Genomic DNA, 18,529 nt, shown 5'->3' with positions numbered 1-18,529 from the left:
GCATTGCGCGGAGGCAGACCGGATACAATGAAAGCCAGCATTTTACACGCGCGCCCCGCATTTTCAGCGCGTCAAATGGTGCAAAATATCGCAGTAAAGCGTCCGTTCCCTGCACGGAACACGCACCGCGGATACACGTGAAAGCCCGCTTTCATGCGCATTCAGGGACGATGAACGACATCGGCGTCAGCTTGGCGTAAGGCGTCAGTAAGCGTGCGGGATTATCGTACGCACCAAATAAAATCCGTAACCGGAGGGGACTATGTCCGACATCGAAAGCTTCAAGCAAGAGGAGCGGGTCTTCAATCCGCCCGCAACATTCGTCAACAACGCCGCCATCAGCGGCATGGAAGCCTACCGCGCGCTGTGCGCCGAGGCCGAAGAGGATTACGAAGGCTTCTGGGCGCGCCTGGCGCAGCAGAACATCCAGTGGACCAAGCCGTTCACCAAGCGGCTCGACGAATCCAATGCACCGTTCTACAAATGGTTCGAGGATGGCGAACTCAACGTCTCGGCCAACTGCCTGGACCGCCACCTGACCAACGGCAATGCCGACAAGACCGCCATCATCTTCGAATCCGACGATGCCAAGGTCAGCACCATCACCTACCGCGAACTCCATGAGCGCGTCTGCAAGTTCGCCAACGGCCTGAAGTCGCTCGGCGTGCAGAAAGGCGACCGCGTCGTCATCTACATGCCGATGTCGATCGAAGGCATCGCCGCCATGCAGGCCTGCGCGCGCATCGGCGCCACGCACTCGGTCGTGTTCGGCGGCTTCTCCGCCAAATCGCTGCAGGAACGCATCATCGACGCCGGCGCCGTGGCCGTGCTGACGGCCGACTACCAGGCCCGCGGCGGCCGCCAGTTGCCGCTCAAGTCCATCGTTGACGACGCGCTCGCGCTCGGCGGCTGCGACACCGTGCGCAAGGTCGTCATCTACAAGCGCACCGGCGGCGACATCGCCTTCGACCAGAACCGCGACATCTGGCTGCACGACCTGATCGACGGCCAATCTGCAGAATGCGCACCGGTCGCAGTCGGCGCCGAGCACCCGCTGTTCATCCTCTACACCTCCGGCTCGACCGGCAAGCCCAAGGGCGTGCAGCACTCGTCGGCCGGCTATCTGCTGTGGTCCATGCTGACCATGAAGTGGGTGTTCGACATCAAGCCAGACGACGTCTATTGGTGTACCGCCGACATCGGCTGGATCACCGGCCACACCTACGTCACCTACGGTCCGCTCGCCACCGGCGCCACGCAGATCGTGTTCGAAGGCGTGCCGACCTATCCGAACGCCGGCCGCTTCTGGGACATGGTGCAGCGTCACAAGGTCACCATCTTCTACACCGCGCCGACCGCGATCCGCTCGCTGATCAAGGCGGCCGACGCCGACAGCAACGTCCATCCGAACAAGTACGATCTCACCAGCCTGCGCCTGCTCGGCTCGGTCGGCGAACCGATCAATCCGGAAGCCTGGATGTGGTACTACAAGAACATCGGCGGCGAACGCTGCCCGATCGCCGACACCTTCTGGCAGACCGAGACCGGCGGCCACGTCATCTCGCCGCTGCCGGGCGCCACGCCGATGGTGCCGGGTTCGTGCACGCTGCCGCTGCCGGGCATCACCGCCGCCATCGTTGACGACAGCGGCAAGGAACTGCCGAACGGCAAGGGTGGCCTGCTCGTCATCAAGCGCCCGTGGCCGTCGATGATCCGCAACATCTGGAACGATCCCGAGCGCTTCAAGAAGAGCTACTTCCCGCCCGAACTCGGCGGCACCACGTATCTCGCCGGCGACGGCTCGATCCGCAACGAGAAGACCGGCTACTTCACCATCACCGGCCGCATCGACGACGTGCTCAACATCTCCGGTCACCGCATGGGCACCGCCGAGATCGAATCCGCACTGGTCGCCAACCCGATCGTGGCCGAAGCCGCCGTCGTCGGCAAACCCGATGAGACGACCGGCGAATGCATCTGCGCCTTCGTCGTCCTCAAGCGCACGCGTCCCGAAGACGGCGAAGCCGAACAGATCGCCAAGGAACTGCGCGACTGGGTCGCAAAGGAAATCGGCCCCATCGCCAAGCCGCGCGAAATCCGCTTCGGCGACAACCTGCCCAAGACCCGCTCCGGCAAGATCATGCGCCGCCTGCTGCGCGTGATCGCCAAGGACGAGGAAATCACGCAGGACGTCTCCACCCTGGAAAACCCGGCCATCCTCGAGCAGCTCAAGCACGTCAAGTAATTCGGACGTGGTGCAATAAAAGCAAAGCCGCCGCAAACCTGGTTTGCGGCGGCTTTTTGCATCGGTGTGGCGGCCAGCGGGATGAAAACCGGCAATTCGCCATAAAGTTTTGCTATAATCAGCGGCTTCGCAAAAAGCACTCAGCGAACCGAATCAGGAGAGATGGATGAGTGGTTTAAGTCGCACGCCTGGAAAGCGTGTGTAGGTTCATAGCCTACCGGGGGTTCGAATCCCCCTCTCTCCGCCAAGAACATAAAAGCCCGCAGTTGCGGGCTTTTGTATTTGTGCAGTTTCTTTCGTATTCACATAAGTTAACTCAACATCAGCTTTTCTGCCAATTGTTCTCTGATACGTTTTGAGCCAAGATCTGTTAGCCGATACTTTCCACTACTTACAATAATCGCTTGTCGGCACGACGCGTGAACAAGTTTCTGCAAGGTCGTTGTCACAACTGGAGGAGTCCTTTTTGCAGCCTTTCCGATTTCCAATCGTGAAAACCCTTCTTCCCCAGCATAGTGAAGCAAGATGAGTATTTCCTCTTCAGCAGTGAGATCTGTACGTTGTACGATAAGAATATCGTCATACACTCCCACGCTAGGCACGTCAAATTGAAGCAATTCGCGAATCGCCTTTGCCACAGCATCTCGATTACCTTTCCAGAATAATCGGAGCGTCTCGTTCATTGCCCATCTCACACACTCAATGACTAACTTTGAGTCCATATGATTTGGCTGATACGAGGGTGAGATATGGACTGCACCTCGTTGACTGCGGAATTTATATATCGTACGTAAAACCTTAACTACATGCAGAGCATCTCGTCTTGGCGTAATTTTATGTTCGACTTTGTCATTTTCAATATATGAACAACAAGAGTCAAAATCCTTATCGTGTTTAAGAATGTTTGAGTCAACCTGATAGTAAATTCTTGCGAGAATCTCACAAAACTGTCCTCCATCCAACTCCGCAGGTTCCCAATCCCTTTGAATAAACCGCCTTTCAGCAGAAATGAATTCATCAAGTAATTGCGTGCACAAGAGATGATCGAAAGGTGGGCTTAATTCTTGTAAAAGTTGTTTTTTATTGATTAACGCCACAAGAATTCACCTTATTCAGCAGCCTGAGCTTTTGAGATTTTATCTTGAATATATGAATTTCCTGATTGAGTTAAATACCATACAGGCGGATTTTTAGTTGTATCTTCCCCAACAAATGGCTTGGATTTCATTTTTAATCGCCCCAAATCACGATTAATGTTTCCCACTTTAATTACTCCTGCTTGCCGACAATGACTGTTAAATGTATCGCAGATTCTTTTTGCTGTGAGTTCATTCTCTTCGCCATGTTCTTTCGCTACATAAAGAACCCATAACGCCTTATCCGAAGTTACCCAATCTTGGCTAGGAACTCCAAAAGGAGTGATATCTCTCGGCCAATTCACTGGTGTTTCACTTTCAACGACTGTAGTAGAAGAGCGGGATATTGAAGGAGTAGCACGTTTTCGACGTTTTTTCTCAGGAATGGTAGTTTCTGGCGTTATATCTTTCAACTCGTGAATTTCTGGCTCCGCAGAGCTATCAACAAGTCCAGAATTTGGCTGTAGCAAACCTCCTAATTGTCTACCGATCGCCTGCTGAATCCCGGGTACATCATCCCTTGATCCTTCTATTTCTAATTCAAAACCGGTAATTTTCATCTTTATCTTAAATTTTGACATTTTCATTCCCTTGATATAAAAAACAAAAACGCATTAAGGATTGGTACTTGACGTCACAATACATGCTAAAACTGCATCTCAACGAGGCCTGCACTTCTTTAGTCGGCATAAAGTTCAAGTTTGGTACTCATCAAATTGAGATATAGCTCTATAAAGGCAGTATAAGCATAAGCGTAAGCCTGTCTTGTGTCCATATAGCAACGTATGCCTTTATCTCTTGCAATTAGAGATACCGTTATGTGACTTGGATCTCAGCATCATCTCGCTCGGGGTCATCCCCATGATCTGCCGAAACGCGTGACTGAACGCGGCAACGCTGCTGAATCCCAGCTGCAGCGCCAACTGCTTGATCGACACCTGCCCGCCGCCCAAGGCCTCGACCGCCGCCATGATGCGCGCGCGTTGCCGCCATTCCTTGAATGTCAGATTGGTTTCGGCAGGGAACAGCCGCGTGATGGTGCGCGCCGATGCCCCCGCAGCGTAGGCCAGCAGTTCCAGTTCGCGATCGCTCGCCGGATCGGCGAGGATCATGTCGGCGACGCGTCGTGCGCGCGGGTCCTGCGGCAGGGGCATGAAGGTCGCGGCATCTTCATCTTCCGCGAGTTCGAACAGCGCCAGCTCCACCAGCAGATCGATGCGCTTAGGATGCGAGCCTACCTTGAAGGTGGCGAGGATGGCTTCGCGCAGCAGCGAGCCGACGGCGACCACGAACTCGTCCTGCAAGCGCGACGCTTCGGGATGCAGCGCCAGCCAGTCGGGCGGCACCAGCAAGGCGCGCATTTCGATATCGGCCAGCACATCGACCGCATGCTCAATACCCGGCGGCAGCCACACCGCGCGCGCAGGCGGGACGAGCCAGCGCCCCTTGGGCGTGGTGACCTGCATCACGCCGCTGGAGGCAAACAGCAACTGCGCCTCGCGGTGCACGTGCAAGCCGAGGCGCGTACCGCGCACATAGGAGGTGGCGGAAACGATCACGGCCGCGCCTCGATGGCCGGACAGGAAAGCGGATGGAGAAAAGATGGCATTTGAGCGATGTAGATTGGCTCCCAGTCGATGAACCGTCAGCTTAACCTAGCCACGATCTTTACTGAAGGGCTTTCCATGAACAATCCGCACACCGTCATCCGCTACATCAACATCGCCCACTTCATCGACCACTACGCCATGCTGATCTTCGCGGCGGCGGTCATCGTCATCGCACCGGTCTTCGCCATGCGCTACGCCGACCTGCTGCCCTACGCGACGCCGGGCTTCGTCGCTTTCGGCGCCGGCTCGCTGCTGACCGGATGGCTGGGCGACCGCTGGAGCCGGCGTCACATGATGGTGATCTTCTTCATCGGCATCGGAATCTCGATGATGGCCGTCGGCCTGACGCAAACACCGGCACAACTGAGCGTCGCCCTGCTGGCGGTCGGCCTGTTCGCCGCGATCTATCATCCGGTCGGCACCGCGATGCTGGTCGCACATGCGGAAAGATTGGGACGCGAAGTCGGCGTCAATGGCGTCTGGGGCAACCTCGGCGTGGCGTCGTCGGCACTGGTCACCGGCGTCGTCTGCGAATACCTGGGCTGGCGCTGGGCTTTCCTGCTGCCGGGACTGGCTGCGGTCGTCTTCGGCCTGTTCTTCGCCGGCAGCGTGCGACACGAAGTGCGTGCAGCCCGCAAGACGGCTGATCGCGCGACGGTGCACATAGCGAAGGACGCAATGTGGCGCGTCATCGTCGCTCTCGCCATCACCATCGTCGCCAGCTCGACCACCTTCAATGCGCTGACGGTCGCGCTGCCCAAGCTGTTCGCCGAACGCATGATGGACCTGACGACGAATGCCGCGCTGATCGGCGTCATCGCAGCCGTCACCTATGTATTCGGCGCGCTGGCGCAATACCTGATCGGCCATCTGCTCGACCGCCATTCGCTCAAAGCCCTGTTCCTGCCGCTGGCCCTGATGCTCGCACCACTCTTATTCGTCGGCGCCGACCTGTCGGGCATTCCACTGATGCTGGTCTGCGTCGGCATCATCATCGGCATCTTCGGCCAGATCACGGTCAACGACGCGATGATCGGCAAATATACGCGGGACGAATGGCGGGCGCGTGCGTATTCGCTGCGCTACTTCCTCGGCTTCACCGCAGCCGGCGCCTCGGTCGGGCTGGTGGCGGCGCTGCACGAGCGTGGCGGGTTCACGCTGATGCTGCAGGCGCTGGGCGGCCTGTGCACGCTGGTCATCATCGGCGCACTGCTGTTTCCGGCCGAGGATGCTGCGCACGGATAAGACGCCGGCGGCGCATCCTGTCATCGCCCTGCAACATCCGCGCGCTACGCTGCATGGCATCTCCTGCCACATGGAGTTGCCATGTCCGTCCCTACCCTGTCCCTCGAACGCCTGCGTCCCGGCCTGTATGGCTGGCGCGTTTCCTCTTCCCCGCGCGGTCCTGCCGCTCGTCACGGTTGCCATACCAGCCTGGCGCATTGTCTGGAACAGGCCATGGCCGACCTGCCAGATCGGAGCGGGCTGGTGGAGATTCTTTATTGCGACATCCCGATGGGTACCATGGAAAGCACCGAGGTCAGACGCGCGAGCGGCGAGATCGCGCGGCAGATCAAGTCACTGCACAGCGCCTTGCTGGAAACCGCCTGACCGCATGAAAAAAGCCCGCACTGTGCGGGCTTTTCCTTGGACTCGCTCGCGAACCGAGAGCGCTTCAACCGTTGCCGGTCAACTGTTGTTGGTGGCCTTGTTGGGCTGCTTGATCGGCAGCGTATGCTGCTGCACCGTATCGGTCTGGCCGGTCTTGCGGACCTCGGTGTGCGCCAATTCCTTCTGCCGTTCCTTTTCGTGTTCCGCGTCGTTCCCCTTCAGCATCGGGTTGCCGGGCGGACGGGGTTGATGATTGCCTTCCTTGTGTTGCGTCATGGCAGTCTCCTGTAATGAGGTGATTCCACCTTATCATCCGCGTCCAAACCTGCCCAATAGGCGAAGTCCGGCAAGCCCTGTAGGAAGCTCGCGCAATCGTCCTCGCTTATCATTGCAGTTTTGAATCATCGAACGACCATGAACACCAAACTGATCGATACGCAGGCGCTGGAAGCCGCCCTCGAGGATTTTGCCAACGCGCGCAACTGGCGCGTCCATCATTCACCCAAGAACCTGGCGATGGCGCTGACCGGCGAGGTCGGCGAGCTCGTGGAAATCTTCCAGTGGCGCAGCGAGCAAGAATCGTGGCAGGTCGCCCAGCTGCCGGAGACCGCCGAACACGTGCGGCAGGAACTGGCCGACGTGGCGCTCTACCTGGTGCGGCTGGCCTCGGTACTCGGCGTCGATCTGAATGCCGCGATCGCCGACAAGATGGTGCTCAACGCGCAGAAATATCCGCCGCTGCCATCGTAGGCAGCGCCAGCGCCACGCAGCCGATTCTTGGCACAGGTCAAGAATCGGCAATTCATTTTTGACCTGCGGCCGCATTCTTTCCTATATTCCCCTTTTGCCCGAACCCGTGCCGCGCCCGCGCGGCCCTTCAGAAGGAAACGACGAGCATGACAGACTTCCAGCAACGATCCGAAAAGAGCACCACCTTCACGGAATGGCTGCGCGACTGCAATCGCGAGAACTGGGATGCCGCCACCGGCCATCGCTTCATCGACGAACTGTTCGCCGGCAGTGTCGATGACAAGGTACTGGCGCACTACCTGGTGCAGGATTACCAGTTCATCGACCGCTTCGTCGCGCTGCTGGGCGCAGCCATCGCCAGCGCCGACCGCTTCGAGTCGCGCGTGCGGCTGGCGCGCTTTGCCGCCATGATCACGAGCGACGAGGCGACCTACTTCATCCGCTCCTTCGATCATCTCGGCGTGCCCGAGAAACATCGCACGCAGCCGCAGTTGACGGCCCCCACGCGCGCCTTCCAGGAACTGATGAAGGAAGCGGCAGAAACGCAGAACTATGCGCTGTGCCTGTCGGTGCTGGTGGTGGCCGAATGGCTGTACCTGAGCTGGGCAGAACGCGCGCATGCCGCACTGCCGCCCAAGTTCATCCATGCCGAATGGATCACGCTGCACAACAACGAAGGCTTTACCGACTTCGTCCACTGGCTGTGCGCAGAACTCGACCGCACCGGCCCGATGCAGGATGCCGCCACCCAGCAGCGCAGCGCCGACCTGTTCCGCCGCGCGGTGAGCCTGGAACGCGACTTCTTCGATCACGTCTATACGCCGCTGCAGTACGACTGACCCGCAGCCTGTCTTCAACATGCCGCTCACGCGGCACATCATCCGCGAGAAAACACCATGTCCTTTACCGCCGACATCTGGAAAAAGAACGCCGCCCTGTTCGAAACCACGCGCACCATGCCGTTCAACAGCGAACTGGCAGCCGGCACGCTGAGCGAAGAACGCTTCCGCCATTACATGATCCAGGATGCGCACTACCTGATCGCCTTCGGCCGTGCGCTGGCCGTCGCCTCCGCCAAGGCAGACACGCCCGACGAAGTCGTGCAGTTCGCCATCGCCGCGCAGACCGCGGTGGTGGTCGAGCGCAGCCTGCACAAGGATTTCATGGAGCAGTTCAAGGTCACGCCCGAGATCTTCGCCGCCACGCCGCTGTCGCCGGCCACGCATCACTACACCAACTTCCTGATGGCGACCGCCTGGGGCGCGCCGTATCCGGTGGTGCTGGCAGGCCTGCTGCCGTGCTTCTGGATCTATGCCGAAATCGGGCGCGACATCATCGGCCGCGCCGCGGCGAACAATCCTTACCAGTCGTGGATCGATACCTATGCCGGCGAGGAATTCCATGAAGCCGTGCGCGGCGTGATCGCCACCGTCGATCGCGTGGCCGCTGTGGCCAGCGACGATACCCGCCGCGCCATGCACGACGCCTACACGCGCGCCGCCCAGCTCGAATGGATGTTCTGGGATTCCGCCTACCGGCTCGAACAGTGGCCGGTGTGATACGGACGGGTCACCCATCTCACACTCCTTCTCTTCTGCGAAAAAGTGTCAACTTATTCTAGGACGAGTCACACACATGAAAAAAGCCCGGCGCAATGCCGGGCTTTTTTGCTTGTGCGGTCAGGCGCCTATTTGCGCGTCGCTTCCTCGAAGCGCTTGTTGACCTCGTTCCAGTTCACGACCTTCCACCATTCCTTCAGGTACGCCGGACGGCGGTTGTTGTACTTGAGGTAGTAGGCATGTTCCCAGACGTCGTTGCCGAGAATCGGCGTGCCCTTGGTTTCGGCCACGTCCATCAGCGGATTGTCCTGGTTCGGCGTCGATGACACGACCAGCTTGCCCTTCTGCACGATCAGCCAGACCCAGCCCGAGCCAAACTGCTTGGCGCCGGCGGTGTTGAAGGCTTCCTTGAACTTGTCGAGCGAGCCGAAATCCTTGTCGATCTGCTTGAGCAGGGCGGCAGACGGTTCACCGCGCTGTCCTTCCGGCGCCATGCTGGCCCAGAAGAAATCATGGTTCCATGCGCCGCCCGCGTTGTTGCGCACCACGGCCGGGTAACCGGAAATCTTCTTCAACAGTTGCGGCAGCGTCAGCGACGCCAGCTTGGCATTGCCGGCCGCTTCCTCGTTCAGCGTATCGTAATAGGCCTTGTGATGCTTGCCGTAGTGCAGCTCTATGGTGGCCGTGTCGATGACCGGTTCCAGCGCATTGCTCGCATATGGCAGCGGCGCCTGCGTAAACACCTGCCTGACCGGCGCTTCGGCTGCGGCAGCTTGCGGCGGTGGCGTTTGCGCCTGCAATGCGCCGCTCGACAGTGCCAGGACCAGCAGCAGGGATTTTCTGATCATCGTTCTCTCCTATCTTGTTCATGGGAAGGGATGGCGGCGACTCGCCGCCGTCATGCGTCCGGAGACGGATATCGATCTGCCGCGGATGCAGATGATTGGCGCGGCAGGAGATGCAGGCATGGCCTGCATCGCGCTGGCTGGCGTTGCTGGCTTAGCGTTTGTAAGGCGCGATGGCAATGTTCAGTAGTGCGCTGATTTGCGGCTGCTGCGCAAAATGCGCCGGCGATGCCTCTGCCGAAACATTGCCCGGTTTGACGGTGAACAGCAGCACGCCGGCAATCGCGATGACGCTCAAAAATAAGGATGGTTTCATGACGGTTCTCGATCTGAATGACGACAGACTTGCCTGTCAGGAAGCGGATGTGCCAGCGTCGGCGGCCGATTGTGGTCCGAATGGCAGCACATTGGGCGCAGAAGACGAGGCCGTTTCCGCATCGTGTCGGCCTGTTTGCGAACGGCCCAGCCATGGGTTGCGCATGGCGCGCCGCGTGGAGTTGGCCTGCCCCAGTTCCGAAACGAATTCCGGCGTGAATACCCGCGATTCGACCTTGCTGTAGCCACCGGCCAGTCGCTTTTTTCTCGCGCCCAGATAACGCAGGGCATGGGCACGCTTGCGGTTGAGGATCTGCTCGCGATGTTCATCGGGATGATCCGCCATGCGATTGCGGACTTCGGCATAGGCCGGCCATTCGACGCCATCGGGCTGCTCGTCGGCGATGTTCTTCAGGATATCGATGGTATCCGTCTGTGTTTGAAATATCGGCATGATCCCCTCCCTTCGGTAACGGATTCGACCGCACGAACATTGCGCGGAAGAATTTTCACTGGATCGAAAAAATGCCCGGACGCGACCGGAACCTTTGCTCCCCTTGGTGGTCGCCTCAAGCTTGCATGCATCTTATCGGGCTTGCCTGTCTGTCCATATAGGACGGTATCGCAAGTTCTTGTAGGAAAAGATGAGGCCTGTAACAACAGGGTTTGACGCATCGGAAAAATGCAAACATTCCCGCGAGAAACCCCTTCCATCGCAGTCGCAATCGCACCACCACAGCGCATCCCAATACCTTCTGTCTGTGCACAATTCCGATTTACGGTAGGCTTGCTGTCTTTGATTCGATCCCGGAGCATCTTGCATGCCAACAATAGTTGAATGACAACATCTCCAATTCCGCGCGGCACCATCCCCGCGCTGTCGCTGGCTGCCTTCGGCAGCGCCATTTCCCTGCGCGTGACCGATCCGCTGCTGCCGAGGCTGGCCGCCGAGTTCGGCGTCACGCTCGGCAACGTCGCCTACGTCATCACGGCCTTCTCGATCGCCTACGGCATCTCCCAGCTGTTTTTCGGACCGGTCGGTGACCGCTTCGGCAAGTATTTCGTGATCGCCTGCGCCTGCATGGCCTGCGCGCTGACGGCCTTGCTGTGCGCGCTGGCGCCCAGCTATCCGTTGCTGATCGCCGCGCGTCTGCTGGCCGGCGCAACGGCGGCAGCGATCATTCCGTTGTCGATGGCGTGGATCGGGGACGTGATCGCCTACGACGAGCGCCAGCCGGTGCTCGCGCAATTCCTGATCGGACAGATCGTCGGCATCTCGGCCGGCGTGCTGCTGGGCGGCTTTACTGCCGACCACCTGAGCTGGCGCGTGCCCTTCTTCGGCATTTCAGGCTGCTTCGTGCTGATCAGTCTCATGCTGTTCTCCTTCAACCGCCGGCTGCCGGCGCATGCATTGACGACGCACAAGGCCGAAGGCGCCGCCCTGCAGCGCATGTTCAACGAATTTCGCCAGGTCCTGCTGCGGCCGTGGGCACGCGTGGTGCTTGCCACGGTGTTCGTCGAGGGCGCCTTTCTGTTCGGTGCTTTCGCCTTCATCGCCACGCATCTGCATCAGGTCCACCACATCTCCCTGACGTTTGCAGCCGGACTCGTGATGCTCTACGGACTCGGCGGTCTGATCTATGCATTGACGTCGCGCCGTCTGGTCAGGAGTCTCGGCGAAAAGGGGCTGGCGCGCTGGGGCGGCATTCTGCTCTGCCTGTCGCTGCTGGCAGTCGGACTCTCGCCCGTATGGTGGACCGCGATTCCGGCCTGCCTGTGCTGTGGCCTGGGTTTTTACATGCTGCACAACACGCTGCAGATCAATGCCACCCAGATGGCGCCCGAACGACGCGGTGCGGCCGTTTCCATCTTCGCCTCCTGCTTCTTTCTGGGGCAGTCCGTGGGCGTGGGCCTGGCCGGTCTCTCCATAGAACGCTTCGGCACGGCCGCCGTCATCGCCTGCGGTGCCGTCGGTGTGCTGCTGACTGCGCTCAATTTTTCACGCCTCAAGAACGCCTAGCGGCAACCCGCCAACATCTCTTCCTGCACAAGCCGAAGTTGACGATATACTGAAACCATCATCGCTTTGCAGGAGGCCTTATGTACCGCAAAATTCTGGTCGCATACAACGGCACGCCCGAAAGCCGCTCCGCCTTGCAGGAATGCGTGCGGCTGGCGCCCTCGCCGTCTGCCGAGATTCACCTGCTGGTGGTCGTCAATCCGCCGCAGGCCGTGGTACTAGGCGAATACGCCATGGTTTCCATGGTCGGCATCGAGGAAGAAATCCAGGCCGAAAAGGAAAAGATGCAGCAGCAGCTCGCGGAAAGCCACGCCTTCCTGCAGAACGCGGGACTGACCGTGCAGACGCATCTGGAAGTCGGCGAACCGGTACCGACCATTGCCAAGCTGGTGGATTCGCTGGGCATCGAACTGGTGATCGTCGGCCACTCGCGTCTGCAATCACTGGCGATGCGCTGGTGGCGCGGTTCGACCGATACGCTGCTGGTGGAAAAGGTCCGCTGCGCCCTGCTGATCGCCAGCGATCCGGAAAAAACCGACTGACGTGCGACACGGTTGACGACCGCTGCGGGTTCCGCCCGCAGGCGACGGCTGTTACAGTCTTTTACGCATTGCGGATTGAGAAATGCGGGCGCGTGGTCTTGAATGAACAGGTAACCATCAGGAGTTGACCATGCACATCGCCCTCGCCACCACGCTCTGTCTTGCCGCCGCGCTGACTTCGCTTCCCGCGCTGGCGGGCGGCGGTGTCGGCTGGTCCATCAGCATCGGTGGCGGCTATCCGTATTACCCGCCACCGGCCTACTATCCGCCTCCACCGTATAACAATTATTCGAATTATTATTCGCCGCCCATCATCTATGGTAGCTCGGTAGAAATCTACGAAGCGCCTCCGCCTGTGATCATTTACGGCAGACCTTCACCACCCCACTGGCGCGGCCCGCCGCCCGGCTACCGGCATCACGACCGCGGCCCCGGTTATCGCCATGACCATCGCGGCTACCGCGATGGCCGTCAGCAACACGATCATCGTCGCTGAAGCAATAACGAAGCAGGAATAAAAAAAGGCTGATCGGTTTCGATCAGCCTTTTTTCATTTCACCATGACTCCAGTGCCGCATTTCGCTGGACTACGCAGAAGCTCGATACAGCAGGTTTATCAATAGCTTAGGCTCGTTCACCATATGCCGGTGCTTTCCGAAACCTGACCCGGTTTCCCCGCCGGAGGCTCCTATGAGGCCCCCGGGAGTCGGGTCATTCCGAGGAGTCATCATGGCAAAGATCAAGGTCACCAAGTCCGCCGTCGATGCGGCACAACCCCAGGCGCAGGCTGTCGAACTACGGGATACGCTGGTGCCCGGCTTCCTCTGCAAGATTACCCCAGCGGGCCGCAAGGTGTTCATGCTCCAGTACCGCACCAACGCGGGCGAGCGCCGCAAGCCTGCCTTGGGCCAGTACGGGGAATTGACCGTCGAGCAAGCCCGCTCGCTCGCGCAAGAATGGTTGGCCCAAGTGCGCCGGGGCGGCGACCCCGCCGCAGACAAGGCAGCAGCACGCACGGCCCCCACGGTCAAGGAATTGTGCGTGAAGTTCATGGAGGACTACTCCAAGGTACGCAACAAGCCCAGCACGCAGGAGGGCTACCAGAGCGTCATCGACCGCAACATCGTCCCGATGCTGGGCCGCATGAAGGTTCAGGACGTGAAGCGCCCGGACGTGGCGGCGATGATGAAGAAGATGGCCCACAAGCCGGCCGACGCGAACCGCACGTTCAGCGTCATACGCCGCATGTTCAATCTGGCCGAGGTGTGGGGCTATCGGCCCGACGGCACCAATCCCTGCCGCCATGTCCCGATGTTCCCGAACGGCAAGGCCACCCACCTCATCAGCGACGAGGACATGGGCAAGCTGTTCCGGCAGCTTGACAGGATCGAGGCCGAGGGGCTGGAGAACTACGTCATCCCGCTGGCGATCCGGCTGCAATTCGAGTTTGCCGGTCGGCGCGGTGAAATCGTCACGCTCCAATGGGATTGGGTGGACTTCGAGAACCGGCGCGTCGTCTGGCCCGACAGCAAGACCGGTGGCATGTCCAAGCCCATGAGCGAGGAAGCCTACCGGTTGCTTTCGACAGTACCACGCCAGGACAATTGCCCTTATGTGCTGCCGTCCCCGACCCATCCCGGCCAGCACCTGACCACTGGCGAGTATTACAACGGCTGGAGCCGTGCACTCAAGGCGGCAGGCGCGGCGCATGTCGGGACGCACGGCATCCGCCACCGCTCGGCGACCGACATTGCTAACTCGGGTATCCCGGTCAAGGTCGGCATGGCGCTGACGGCGCATAAGACCGTGGCGATGTTCATGCGCTACGTCCACACCGAGGATGATCCGGTGCGCAAGGCCGCCGAACTGGTGGCGAACCGGCGCAAGACGGTGGTAGCAGGCAAGCAGCCTGGCCAGCAGGCCAGAGAGGAACCGCCTTGGCGTGAGGTTTTCCGGGCCTGAAAACAAAAGCCCCGGCTCTAGGCCGGGGTGGGTGTCAGGTCTTACATGATGGGTCGTAGGCTTGCGCCCATTGGATGCCATCACCAACCTTGCCGCTATTCTAACGCACATCCGCCCGCCAGCGTCAACCCTGACCGCTGGCGGGCCAGGACACCGGAGGTTCCTCAACTGTATGCCCCAGACTTTGCACTATCGCCCCGTGCTGATCGACTCGCTCATCAGCAACGAGCGCATCAACAGCTACCAGAGCGTTTTCCACCCGTCCAACGACGTGGAACTGATGGGCGTGTACCTCTGGAACGCGCACGTCTGCGGCGCACTGTACCCGCTGATGGGCGCGGTGGAAATTACCTTGCGCAACGCCATCGACCAGGCGCTCGCCGCCGACCTGGGGCGGTTCTGGTGGGCAAGCGGCAAGCTGCGCTATCGCTCCTTCGCTCCCGGCGTGGATGCACCGCACCCGGTGCAGGCCGTGCGCGACAACTTCGCCAAGGCGACGCGCAACTATGCCGCCGAGCAGCGCCGCCGCCATGCGGTGCGCGGCAACGTCACGCCGCACCATCACGGCGTCATCGCCAAGACGGAATTTTCGACCTGGGAGTTCCTACTGGATGCCGAGTTCATGGGGCGCGGACTGATCTGGCCGAAGCATCTGTCCGGCGTATTTCGCGGGCCGTGGCCGGTGCACCAAGCGGGCGCGATGCTGGCCCATGTGCATGATTTGGTTGCCACGCTGCGCGACTTCCGCAACCGCCTGTTTCACCACGAACCGGCATGGAAACGGTACGGCGTGCTGACCGAGGCGGATGCCTTGCAGCACTTGCAGGAAAAGATCGGCAAGGTGGAAAACCTGCTGGCATTGATCCACCCGGAGAACCTGCGGCTGTTGCAGGCCAATGGCCTGCTGCGAGACGCGCACCGGGCCTGCACGTCGGCCGAGATTCAGCGCTTTCAGCATCTGGCACAGGTGCATCAAATCGACTCCCTGGATGTGCTGGCCGAACTGGTGGCGAGAAGCACGCAGGAGAACAGCGTTTTGACGGCGCGACTGCATTCAGAACCGCAGCAATCCTTCCTGATTCTGCCGCCATGAACCTGCACGCCGACTGCACGATTTTCGGCCAGCAGCATGACATCGCGCCTACATCAGGACTGCACAGGTTCCGCCCTTTTTTGCGCACGAAGACGTGCGCAAAAAAGGGTGGTTGGATGAAAAGCAGGCGTGCCATGCCCGAGGTATCGGCAATGCACACGCAGCGCCTGCCGTGGTATAGCCGCATGTGCAGAGTTGCGCCGCCATACGTGCCGTCAGGCACGGAACGGCGGAAGGCGAGATAAAAGGACGCGGCACTCCGGCGCGCGCAAAGCCAGTCTGCGCATGGGTTTGGCACGGCACGCGCCGTACTGCGGCACGGTGCCGTGGAGATACGCCAAGCCGCATGAATGCTGGCTTGGACGCGTGCCACCTACGCAGCAACACGCCTTGCTGCTCCAGGGTATCGGTGCGTTGAGTCTCGGGAAGTAGATCAGCGGCGCGGACTGGAAACGCCCGAAATGGCCCGCTCGACGAAGCGGGACAGCGGTTCAGAGGGAACCGTATCAGCCCGCAGAAGATAGGTCGTCAGAACCGGGGATATGCCCGCCAGCGGACGGCTGGTCACGTCCGGCGAACGGCAGACGGCGACCTGCGAAGCACCGACCAGCGCCAAGGCATAGCCGGCTGAAACCAAGGTCAGCATCAGGTCGAGCGAAGCGACTTCTTCGGCGACCAGCGGCTCCACATCCACGGTGCGCAGCACCCGTGCAATCTGGCGGCAGTAGCCCTCGAAAACATGCGGGTCGCCCATCGCCAAGGGATAGCGCAGGACTTCTTCCAGCGGAATGCGTTTGTGGGTCAACAGCGGATGCTTGGCTGGTACCGCCACCACCAGCGGGTCGTGCCATGCAGGTTCTGCCAGCAGGCCGTCCCCCACGTCGTCCAACTGCGCAAATCCTGCATCGTAAAGGTCTGCTCGCAGCCCTTCGATCTGCTGCGATAGCGGAATCTCGGCGAGATTAATCCCGACTTCGGGATCATCGTCCCGGCACTTCGCCAGGAAGGCGCTCAGGCGCGGCGGCGTGATGCCGTCGGACAGGGCAATGCGCAGTTGGCCGTCATAACCGGCAGCGACCGCCTTGGCCCCTTCACGGGCTTGCTGCAAGGCGGTGAAGATGCGCGGCACATGCTCCTTGAGAACCTGTCCGGCACGCGACAAGCGCGTGCTGCGGGAGTTACGGATGAACAATCGCACGCCCAACTCTTCTTCCAGATCCTTGATGGCCCTAGAAAGCGGCGATTGCTCGATGTGCAGCCTCTCGGCTGCACGGGCGAAATGGAGCTCTTCGGCCACGGCCAGGAAGCATCGAAGATGACGTAGCTCCATTCAGTGCCTCCCATGCCTCAGAGCGTCAATGCGTCGCCGCTGTTTGTGCGGCGGGGCCTTGGTCGGGATGAGAGAGGAATGCCCTGACCGTCCCTCCCGCGCCCAGCGCCTTGTACAAGGCAATACCGCCTTGCAACCGCGCCAGTTGGCTGAGGGCAAGCGCATCGCGCGCCTGGTTCAGGCTGCGCTGCGCTACCAGCACCGGCAAGTAGGCGCTCAATCCCCGCGCGTAGAGTTGGGTGGTCTGTTCCAAAGCTTGTTGGCTGTCGGCCACTGCTTTCTGTAACGCGGCTTGCCGCTGGCGTTCGCTGGTCCATGCCGTCAAGGCGTCTTCCACGTCGCGCAAGGCCGAACGCACGTCCCGCTCGTAGACACGCCGTACGGCGTCGGCGTTGGCCTGCGCAGCAGTCACGCCTGCCCGCGCGCGGCCGGCGTCGTAGAGCGACTGGCTACCCTGCATCGCCGCCGACCACGCCAGGCTGGCGCCGGAGAACAGATCGTGGATGACGCTGGCCGTCGTGCCGATGCCCAGAGGAATGCGGAACGTGGGAAAGCGTGCGGCCTCGGCTACGCCGATCTGCGCGGTGGCGGCGGCCAGGCGTCGTTCGTCTGCACGCAGGTCGGGGCGTTGGCGAATAACTTCCGAAGGGAGCGACAGCGGTAAGTCGGCCGGCATGGGCAATGCCGGTGCGGACGTGGCGAGGTCGGCATGCCAATCCCCGGGAAAGCCGCCCGCCAGCACGCCGATGGCATGGCTGAAACGGGCGATGTCTGCTTCCAGCAAAGGCGGTTGCGCCTCGGCTGTTTCGCGCTCAGCGCGGGCCTGGGTGACGTCGGCCAGCGTGCCCAGGCCGCCGCGGTGTGCCTGTTCGGCCAGGCGTTCGGCTTCGGCCAGCGCACGGATATTGTCTTGCGCAATGGCCAGACGCAGTTGCGCGGCGCGCAGCCCGGCGTAGTCGGATACCAATTCGGCCACGAGACTCACTTGCAGCGCGCGATGGTCTTCGGCGAGCGCCTGGATGCCGGCGTCAGCGGCTTCGACCGCGCGGCGCGTGCCGCCGAACAAGTCCAGTTCCCAACTGGCATCGAATCCCAGGTGCCAGGTTCGTGCCCGCCCGCCGGGCTGCGCGCTGAGTGCCTTGCTACTGCGCACCGCCTCGCCAGTGGCACCGACCGAGACTTCGGGCATGGCGGCCGATGCGATCTGCACGCGTTCGGCGCGTGCCTGGCGCAGGCGCGCCAAGGCAATATCCAGGTCCTGGTTATGTGTCAGGGTCTGATCGACCAGGCGGTCGAGCAACGGATCCTGGAAGGCGCGCCACCAGGTGCGCAGGCCATCGTGGTCGCCATCGGACATGGCGGCGTCGGCCTCGATCCAGTGCGCGGGCACATCCAGCGTCGGCGTGCGGTAGTCCGGGCCCACGGTGGTGCAGCCGGCCAGGACGGCCAACAGTGAGGCCAGCATTGCCTGCCGAAGGCGCGGCTGTGTGCAGGGGATGGGTGCAGGCATG

Annotated in this window: 20 protein-coding genes and 1 tRNA gene; 12 read left to right on the top strand and 9 right to left on the bottom strand. The window is 60.8% G+C overall.

Features of this window, described 5'->3' with window-relative positions; translation table 11 throughout:
• Positions 1-262 precede the first annotated feature (262 nt).
• Together acs and IEV38_RS09960 are read left to right on the top strand one after the other, a co-directional pair.
• On the top strand, positions 263-2,245 hold the full coding sequence (gene acs, locus IEV38_RS09965; RefSeq protein WP_188396017.1) for an acetate--CoA ligase: 1,983 nt from the start codon (positions 263-265) through the stop codon (positions 2,243-2,245).
• Between the two features lie 156 nt (positions 2,246-2,401).
• Positions 2,402-2,492 (top strand) — tRNA-Ser (locus IEV38_RS09960).
• 64 nt (positions 2,493-2,556) lie between these two features.
• Here IEV38_RS09960 and IEV38_RS09955 read toward each other — a convergent pair.
• The 3 genes from IEV38_RS09955 to IEV38_RS09945 form a co-directional block, all read right to left on the bottom strand.
• Positions 2,557-3,342: a hypothetical protein gene (locus IEV38_RS09955; RefSeq protein ID WP_188396016.1), complete on the bottom strand. Its 786-nt coding sequence runs from the start codon at positions 3,340-3,342 to the stop codon at positions 2,557-2,559.
• An 11-nt stretch (positions 3,343-3,353) separates the two neighbouring features.
• Complete coding sequence (locus tag IEV38_RS09950; RefSeq protein WP_188396015.1) at positions 3,354-3,962, bottom strand: hypothetical protein; 609 nt, start codon at positions 3,960-3,962, stop codon at positions 3,354-3,356.
• A 210-nt stretch (positions 3,963-4,172) separates the two neighbouring features.
• Positions 4,173-4,940, bottom strand: coding sequence for an AraC family transcriptional regulator (locus IEV38_RS09945; protein WP_188396014.1), 768 nt, complete (start codon positions 4,938-4,940; stop codon positions 4,173-4,175).
• Between the two features lie 126 nt (positions 4,941-5,066).
• On the opposite strand from IEV38_RS09945, the gene IEV38_RS09940 reads away from it, so the two are divergent.
• Both IEV38_RS09940 and IEV38_RS09935 read left to right on the top strand, forming a co-directional pair.
• Complete coding sequence (locus IEV38_RS09940) at positions 5,067-6,236, top strand: MFS transporter (RefSeq protein ID WP_188396013.1); 1,170 nt, start codon at positions 5,067-5,069, stop codon at positions 6,234-6,236.
• 81 nt (positions 6,237-6,317) lie between these two features.
• Positions 6,318-6,602 carry a hypothetical protein gene (locus IEV38_RS09935; protein WP_188396012.1) on the top strand — a complete coding sequence of 95 codons (285 nt, stop codon included), beginning with the start codon at positions 6,318-6,320 and terminating at the stop codon, positions 6,600-6,602.
• 78 nt (positions 6,603-6,680) lie between these two features.
• On the opposite strand, the gene IEV38_RS09930 is transcribed toward IEV38_RS09935, so the two are convergent.
• Entirely contained in the window at positions 6,681-6,878 is a 198-nt protein-coding gene (locus IEV38_RS09930) for a hypothetical protein (protein WP_188396011.1), read from the bottom strand.
• A 138-nt stretch (positions 6,879-7,016) separates the two neighbouring features.
• Here IEV38_RS09930 and IEV38_RS09925 point away from each other — a divergent pair, with 138 nt between their 5' ends.
• The 3 genes from IEV38_RS09925 to tenA all read left to right on the top strand — a co-directional run bounded on the left by IEV38_RS09925 (position 7,017) and on the right by tenA (position 8,911).
• The gene (locus IEV38_RS09925; RefSeq protein ID WP_188396010.1) at positions 7,017-7,352 is read left to right on the top strand and encodes a nucleotide pyrophosphohydrolase; all 336 of its coding nucleotides are present in this window, start codon (positions 7,017-7,019) and stop codon (positions 7,350-7,352) included.
• A 146-nt stretch (positions 7,353-7,498) separates the two neighbouring features.
• Complete coding sequence (locus IEV38_RS09920; RefSeq protein WP_188396009.1) at positions 7,499-8,191, top strand: TenA family protein; 693 nt, start codon at positions 7,499-7,501, stop codon at positions 8,189-8,191.
• A gap of 57 nt (positions 8,192-8,248) precedes the next feature.
• Positions 8,249-8,911: a thiaminase II gene (tenA, locus tag IEV38_RS09915; protein ID WP_188396008.1), complete on the top strand. Its 663-nt coding sequence runs from the start codon at positions 8,249-8,251 to the stop codon at positions 8,909-8,911.
• 128 nt (positions 8,912-9,039) lie between these two features.
• Here tenA and IEV38_RS09910 read toward each other — a convergent pair whose 3' ends face one another.
• The 3 genes from IEV38_RS09910 to IEV38_RS09900 all read right to left on the bottom strand — a co-directional run bounded on the left by IEV38_RS09910 (position 9,040) and on the right by IEV38_RS09900 (position 10,525).
• Positions 9,040-9,759 carry a superoxide dismutase gene (locus IEV38_RS09910; RefSeq protein WP_188396007.1) on the bottom strand — a complete coding sequence of 240 codons (720 nt, stop codon included), beginning with the start codon at positions 9,757-9,759 and terminating at the stop codon, positions 9,040-9,042.
• A gap of 151 nt (positions 9,760-9,910) precedes the next feature.
• Positions 9,911-10,072 (bottom strand): hypothetical protein, encoded by a 162-nt coding sequence (locus tag IEV38_RS09905; RefSeq protein ID WP_188396006.1) that lies wholly within the window; start codon positions 10,070-10,072, stop codon positions 9,911-9,913.
• A gap of 36 nt (positions 10,073-10,108) precedes the next feature.
• Positions 10,109-10,525, bottom strand: a complete 417-nt coding sequence (locus IEV38_RS09900; RefSeq protein ID WP_188396005.1) for a hypothetical protein — start codon at positions 10,523-10,525, stop codon at positions 10,109-10,111.
• Between the two features lie 384 nt (positions 10,526-10,909).
• On the opposite strand from IEV38_RS09900, the gene IEV38_RS09895 reads away from it, so the two are divergent.
• From IEV38_RS09895 to IEV38_RS09875, 5 genes are all read left to right on the top strand, one after another.
• Positions 10,910-12,091: an MFS transporter gene (locus IEV38_RS09895; protein ID WP_188396004.1), complete on the top strand. Its 1,182-nt coding sequence runs from the start codon at positions 10,910-10,912 to the stop codon at positions 12,089-12,091.
• A gap of 80 nt (positions 12,092-12,171) precedes the next feature.
• Positions 12,172-12,633, top strand: coding sequence for a universal stress protein (locus tag IEV38_RS09890; RefSeq protein WP_188396003.1), 462 nt, complete (start codon positions 12,172-12,174; stop codon positions 12,631-12,633).
• A 130-nt stretch (positions 12,634-12,763) separates the two neighbouring features.
• On the top strand, positions 12,764-13,129 hold the full coding sequence (locus IEV38_RS09885) for a hypothetical protein (RefSeq protein WP_188396002.1): 366 nt from the start codon (positions 12,764-12,766) through the stop codon (positions 13,127-13,129).
• 233 nt (positions 13,130-13,362) lie between these two features.
• Positions 13,363-14,595: a tyrosine-type recombinase/integrase gene (locus tag IEV38_RS09880; RefSeq protein WP_229728967.1), complete on the top strand. Its 1,233-nt coding sequence runs from the start codon at positions 13,363-13,365 to the stop codon at positions 14,593-14,595.
• A gap of 199 nt (positions 14,596-14,794) precedes the next feature.
• Complete coding sequence (locus IEV38_RS09875; RefSeq protein ID WP_229728966.1) at positions 14,795-15,688, top strand: CAAX protease; 894 nt, start codon at positions 14,795-14,797, stop codon at positions 15,686-15,688.
• 433 nt (positions 15,689-16,121) lie between these two features.
• On the opposite strand, the gene IEV38_RS09870 is transcribed toward IEV38_RS09875, so the two are convergent.
• Positions 16,122-17,018 carry a LysR family transcriptional regulator gene (locus IEV38_RS09870; protein ID WP_188396001.1) on the bottom strand — a complete coding sequence of 299 codons (897 nt, stop codon included), beginning with the start codon at positions 17,016-17,018 and terminating at the stop codon, positions 16,122-16,124.
• A 25-nt stretch (positions 17,019-17,043) separates the two neighbouring features.
• Positions 17,044-18,528 (bottom strand): efflux transporter outer membrane subunit, encoded by a 1,485-nt coding sequence (locus tag IEV38_RS09865; protein ID WP_188396000.1) that lies wholly within the window; start codon positions 18,526-18,528, stop codon positions 17,044-17,046.
• Position 18,529: the final 1 nt, after the last annotated feature.

It is taken from the genome of Oxalicibacterium flavum (assembly GCF_014635065.1).
Classification (GTDB): Bacteria; Pseudomonadota; Gammaproteobacteria; order Burkholderiales; family Burkholderiaceae_D; genus Oxalicibacterium; species Oxalicibacterium flavum.
The sequence above is the reverse complement of the archived record's forward strand: the minus strand, read 5'-3'. Positions and strand labels throughout refer to the sequence as shown.

What these genes read in the sequence shown, in the direction of transcription:
- IEV38_RS09935 (WP_188396012.1), top strand. Translation starts at nt 6,318, where the DNA reads ATGTCCGTCCCTACCCTGTCCCTCGAACGCCTGCGTCCCGGCCTGTAT.
- IEV38_RS09870 (WP_188396001.1), bottom strand. Translation starts at nt 17,018, where the DNA reads ATGGAGCTACGTCATCTTCGATGCTTCCTGGCCGTGGCCGAAGAGCTC.
- IEV38_RS09880 (WP_229728967.1), top strand. Translation starts at nt 13,363, where the DNA reads ATGGCAAAGATCAAGGTCACCAAGTCCGCCGTCGATGCGGCACAACCC.
- IEV38_RS09885 (WP_188396002.1), top strand. Translation starts at nt 12,764, where the DNA reads ATGCACATCGCCCTCGCCACCACGCTCTGTCTTGCCGCCGCGCTGACT.
- IEV38_RS09895 (WP_188396004.1), top strand. Translation starts at nt 10,910, where the DNA reads ATGACAACATCTCCAATTCCGCGCGGCACCATCCCCGCGCTGTCGCTG.
- IEV38_RS09900 (WP_188396005.1), bottom strand. Translation starts at nt 10,525, where the DNA reads ATGCCGATATTTCAAACACAGACGGATACCATCGATATCCTGAAGAAC.
- IEV38_RS09920 (WP_188396009.1), top strand. Translation starts at nt 7,499, where the DNA reads ATGACAGACTTCCAGCAACGATCCGAAAAGAGCACCACCTTCACGGAA.
- IEV38_RS09925 (WP_188396010.1), top strand. Translation starts at nt 7,017, where the DNA reads ATGAACACCAAACTGATCGATACGCAGGCGCTGGAAGCCGCCCTCGAG.
- IEV38_RS09865 (WP_188396000.1), bottom strand. Translation starts at nt 18,528, where the DNA reads ATGCCTGCACCCATCCCCTGCACACAGCCGCGCCTTCGGCAGGCAATG.
- tenA (WP_188396008.1), top strand. Translation starts at nt 8,249, where the DNA reads ATGTCCTTTACCGCCGACATCTGGAAAAAGAACGCCGCCCTGTTCGAA.
- IEV38_RS09910 (WP_188396007.1), bottom strand. Translation starts at nt 9,759, where the DNA reads ATGATCAGAAAATCCCTGCTGCTGGTCCTGGCACTGTCGAGCGGCGCA.
- IEV38_RS09940 (WP_188396013.1), top strand. Translation starts at nt 5,067, where the DNA reads ATGAACAATCCGCACACCGTCATCCGCTACATCAACATCGCCCACTTC.
- acs (WP_188396017.1), top strand. Translation starts at nt 263, where the DNA reads ATGTCCGACATCGAAAGCTTCAAGCAAGAGGAGCGGGTCTTCAATCCG.
- IEV38_RS09930 (WP_188396011.1), bottom strand. Translation starts at nt 6,878, where the DNA reads ATGACGCAACACAAGGAAGGCAATCATCAACCCCGTCCGCCCGGCAAC.
- IEV38_RS09905 (WP_188396006.1), bottom strand. Translation starts at nt 10,072, where the DNA reads ATGAAACCATCCTTATTTTTGAGCGTCATCGCGATTGCCGGCGTGCTG.
- IEV38_RS09890 (WP_188396003.1), top strand. Translation starts at nt 12,172, where the DNA reads ATGTACCGCAAAATTCTGGTCGCATACAACGGCACGCCCGAAAGCCGC.
- IEV38_RS09950 (WP_188396015.1), bottom strand. Translation starts at nt 3,962, where the DNA reads ATGTCAAAATTTAAGATAAAGATGAAAATTACCGGTTTTGAATTAGAA.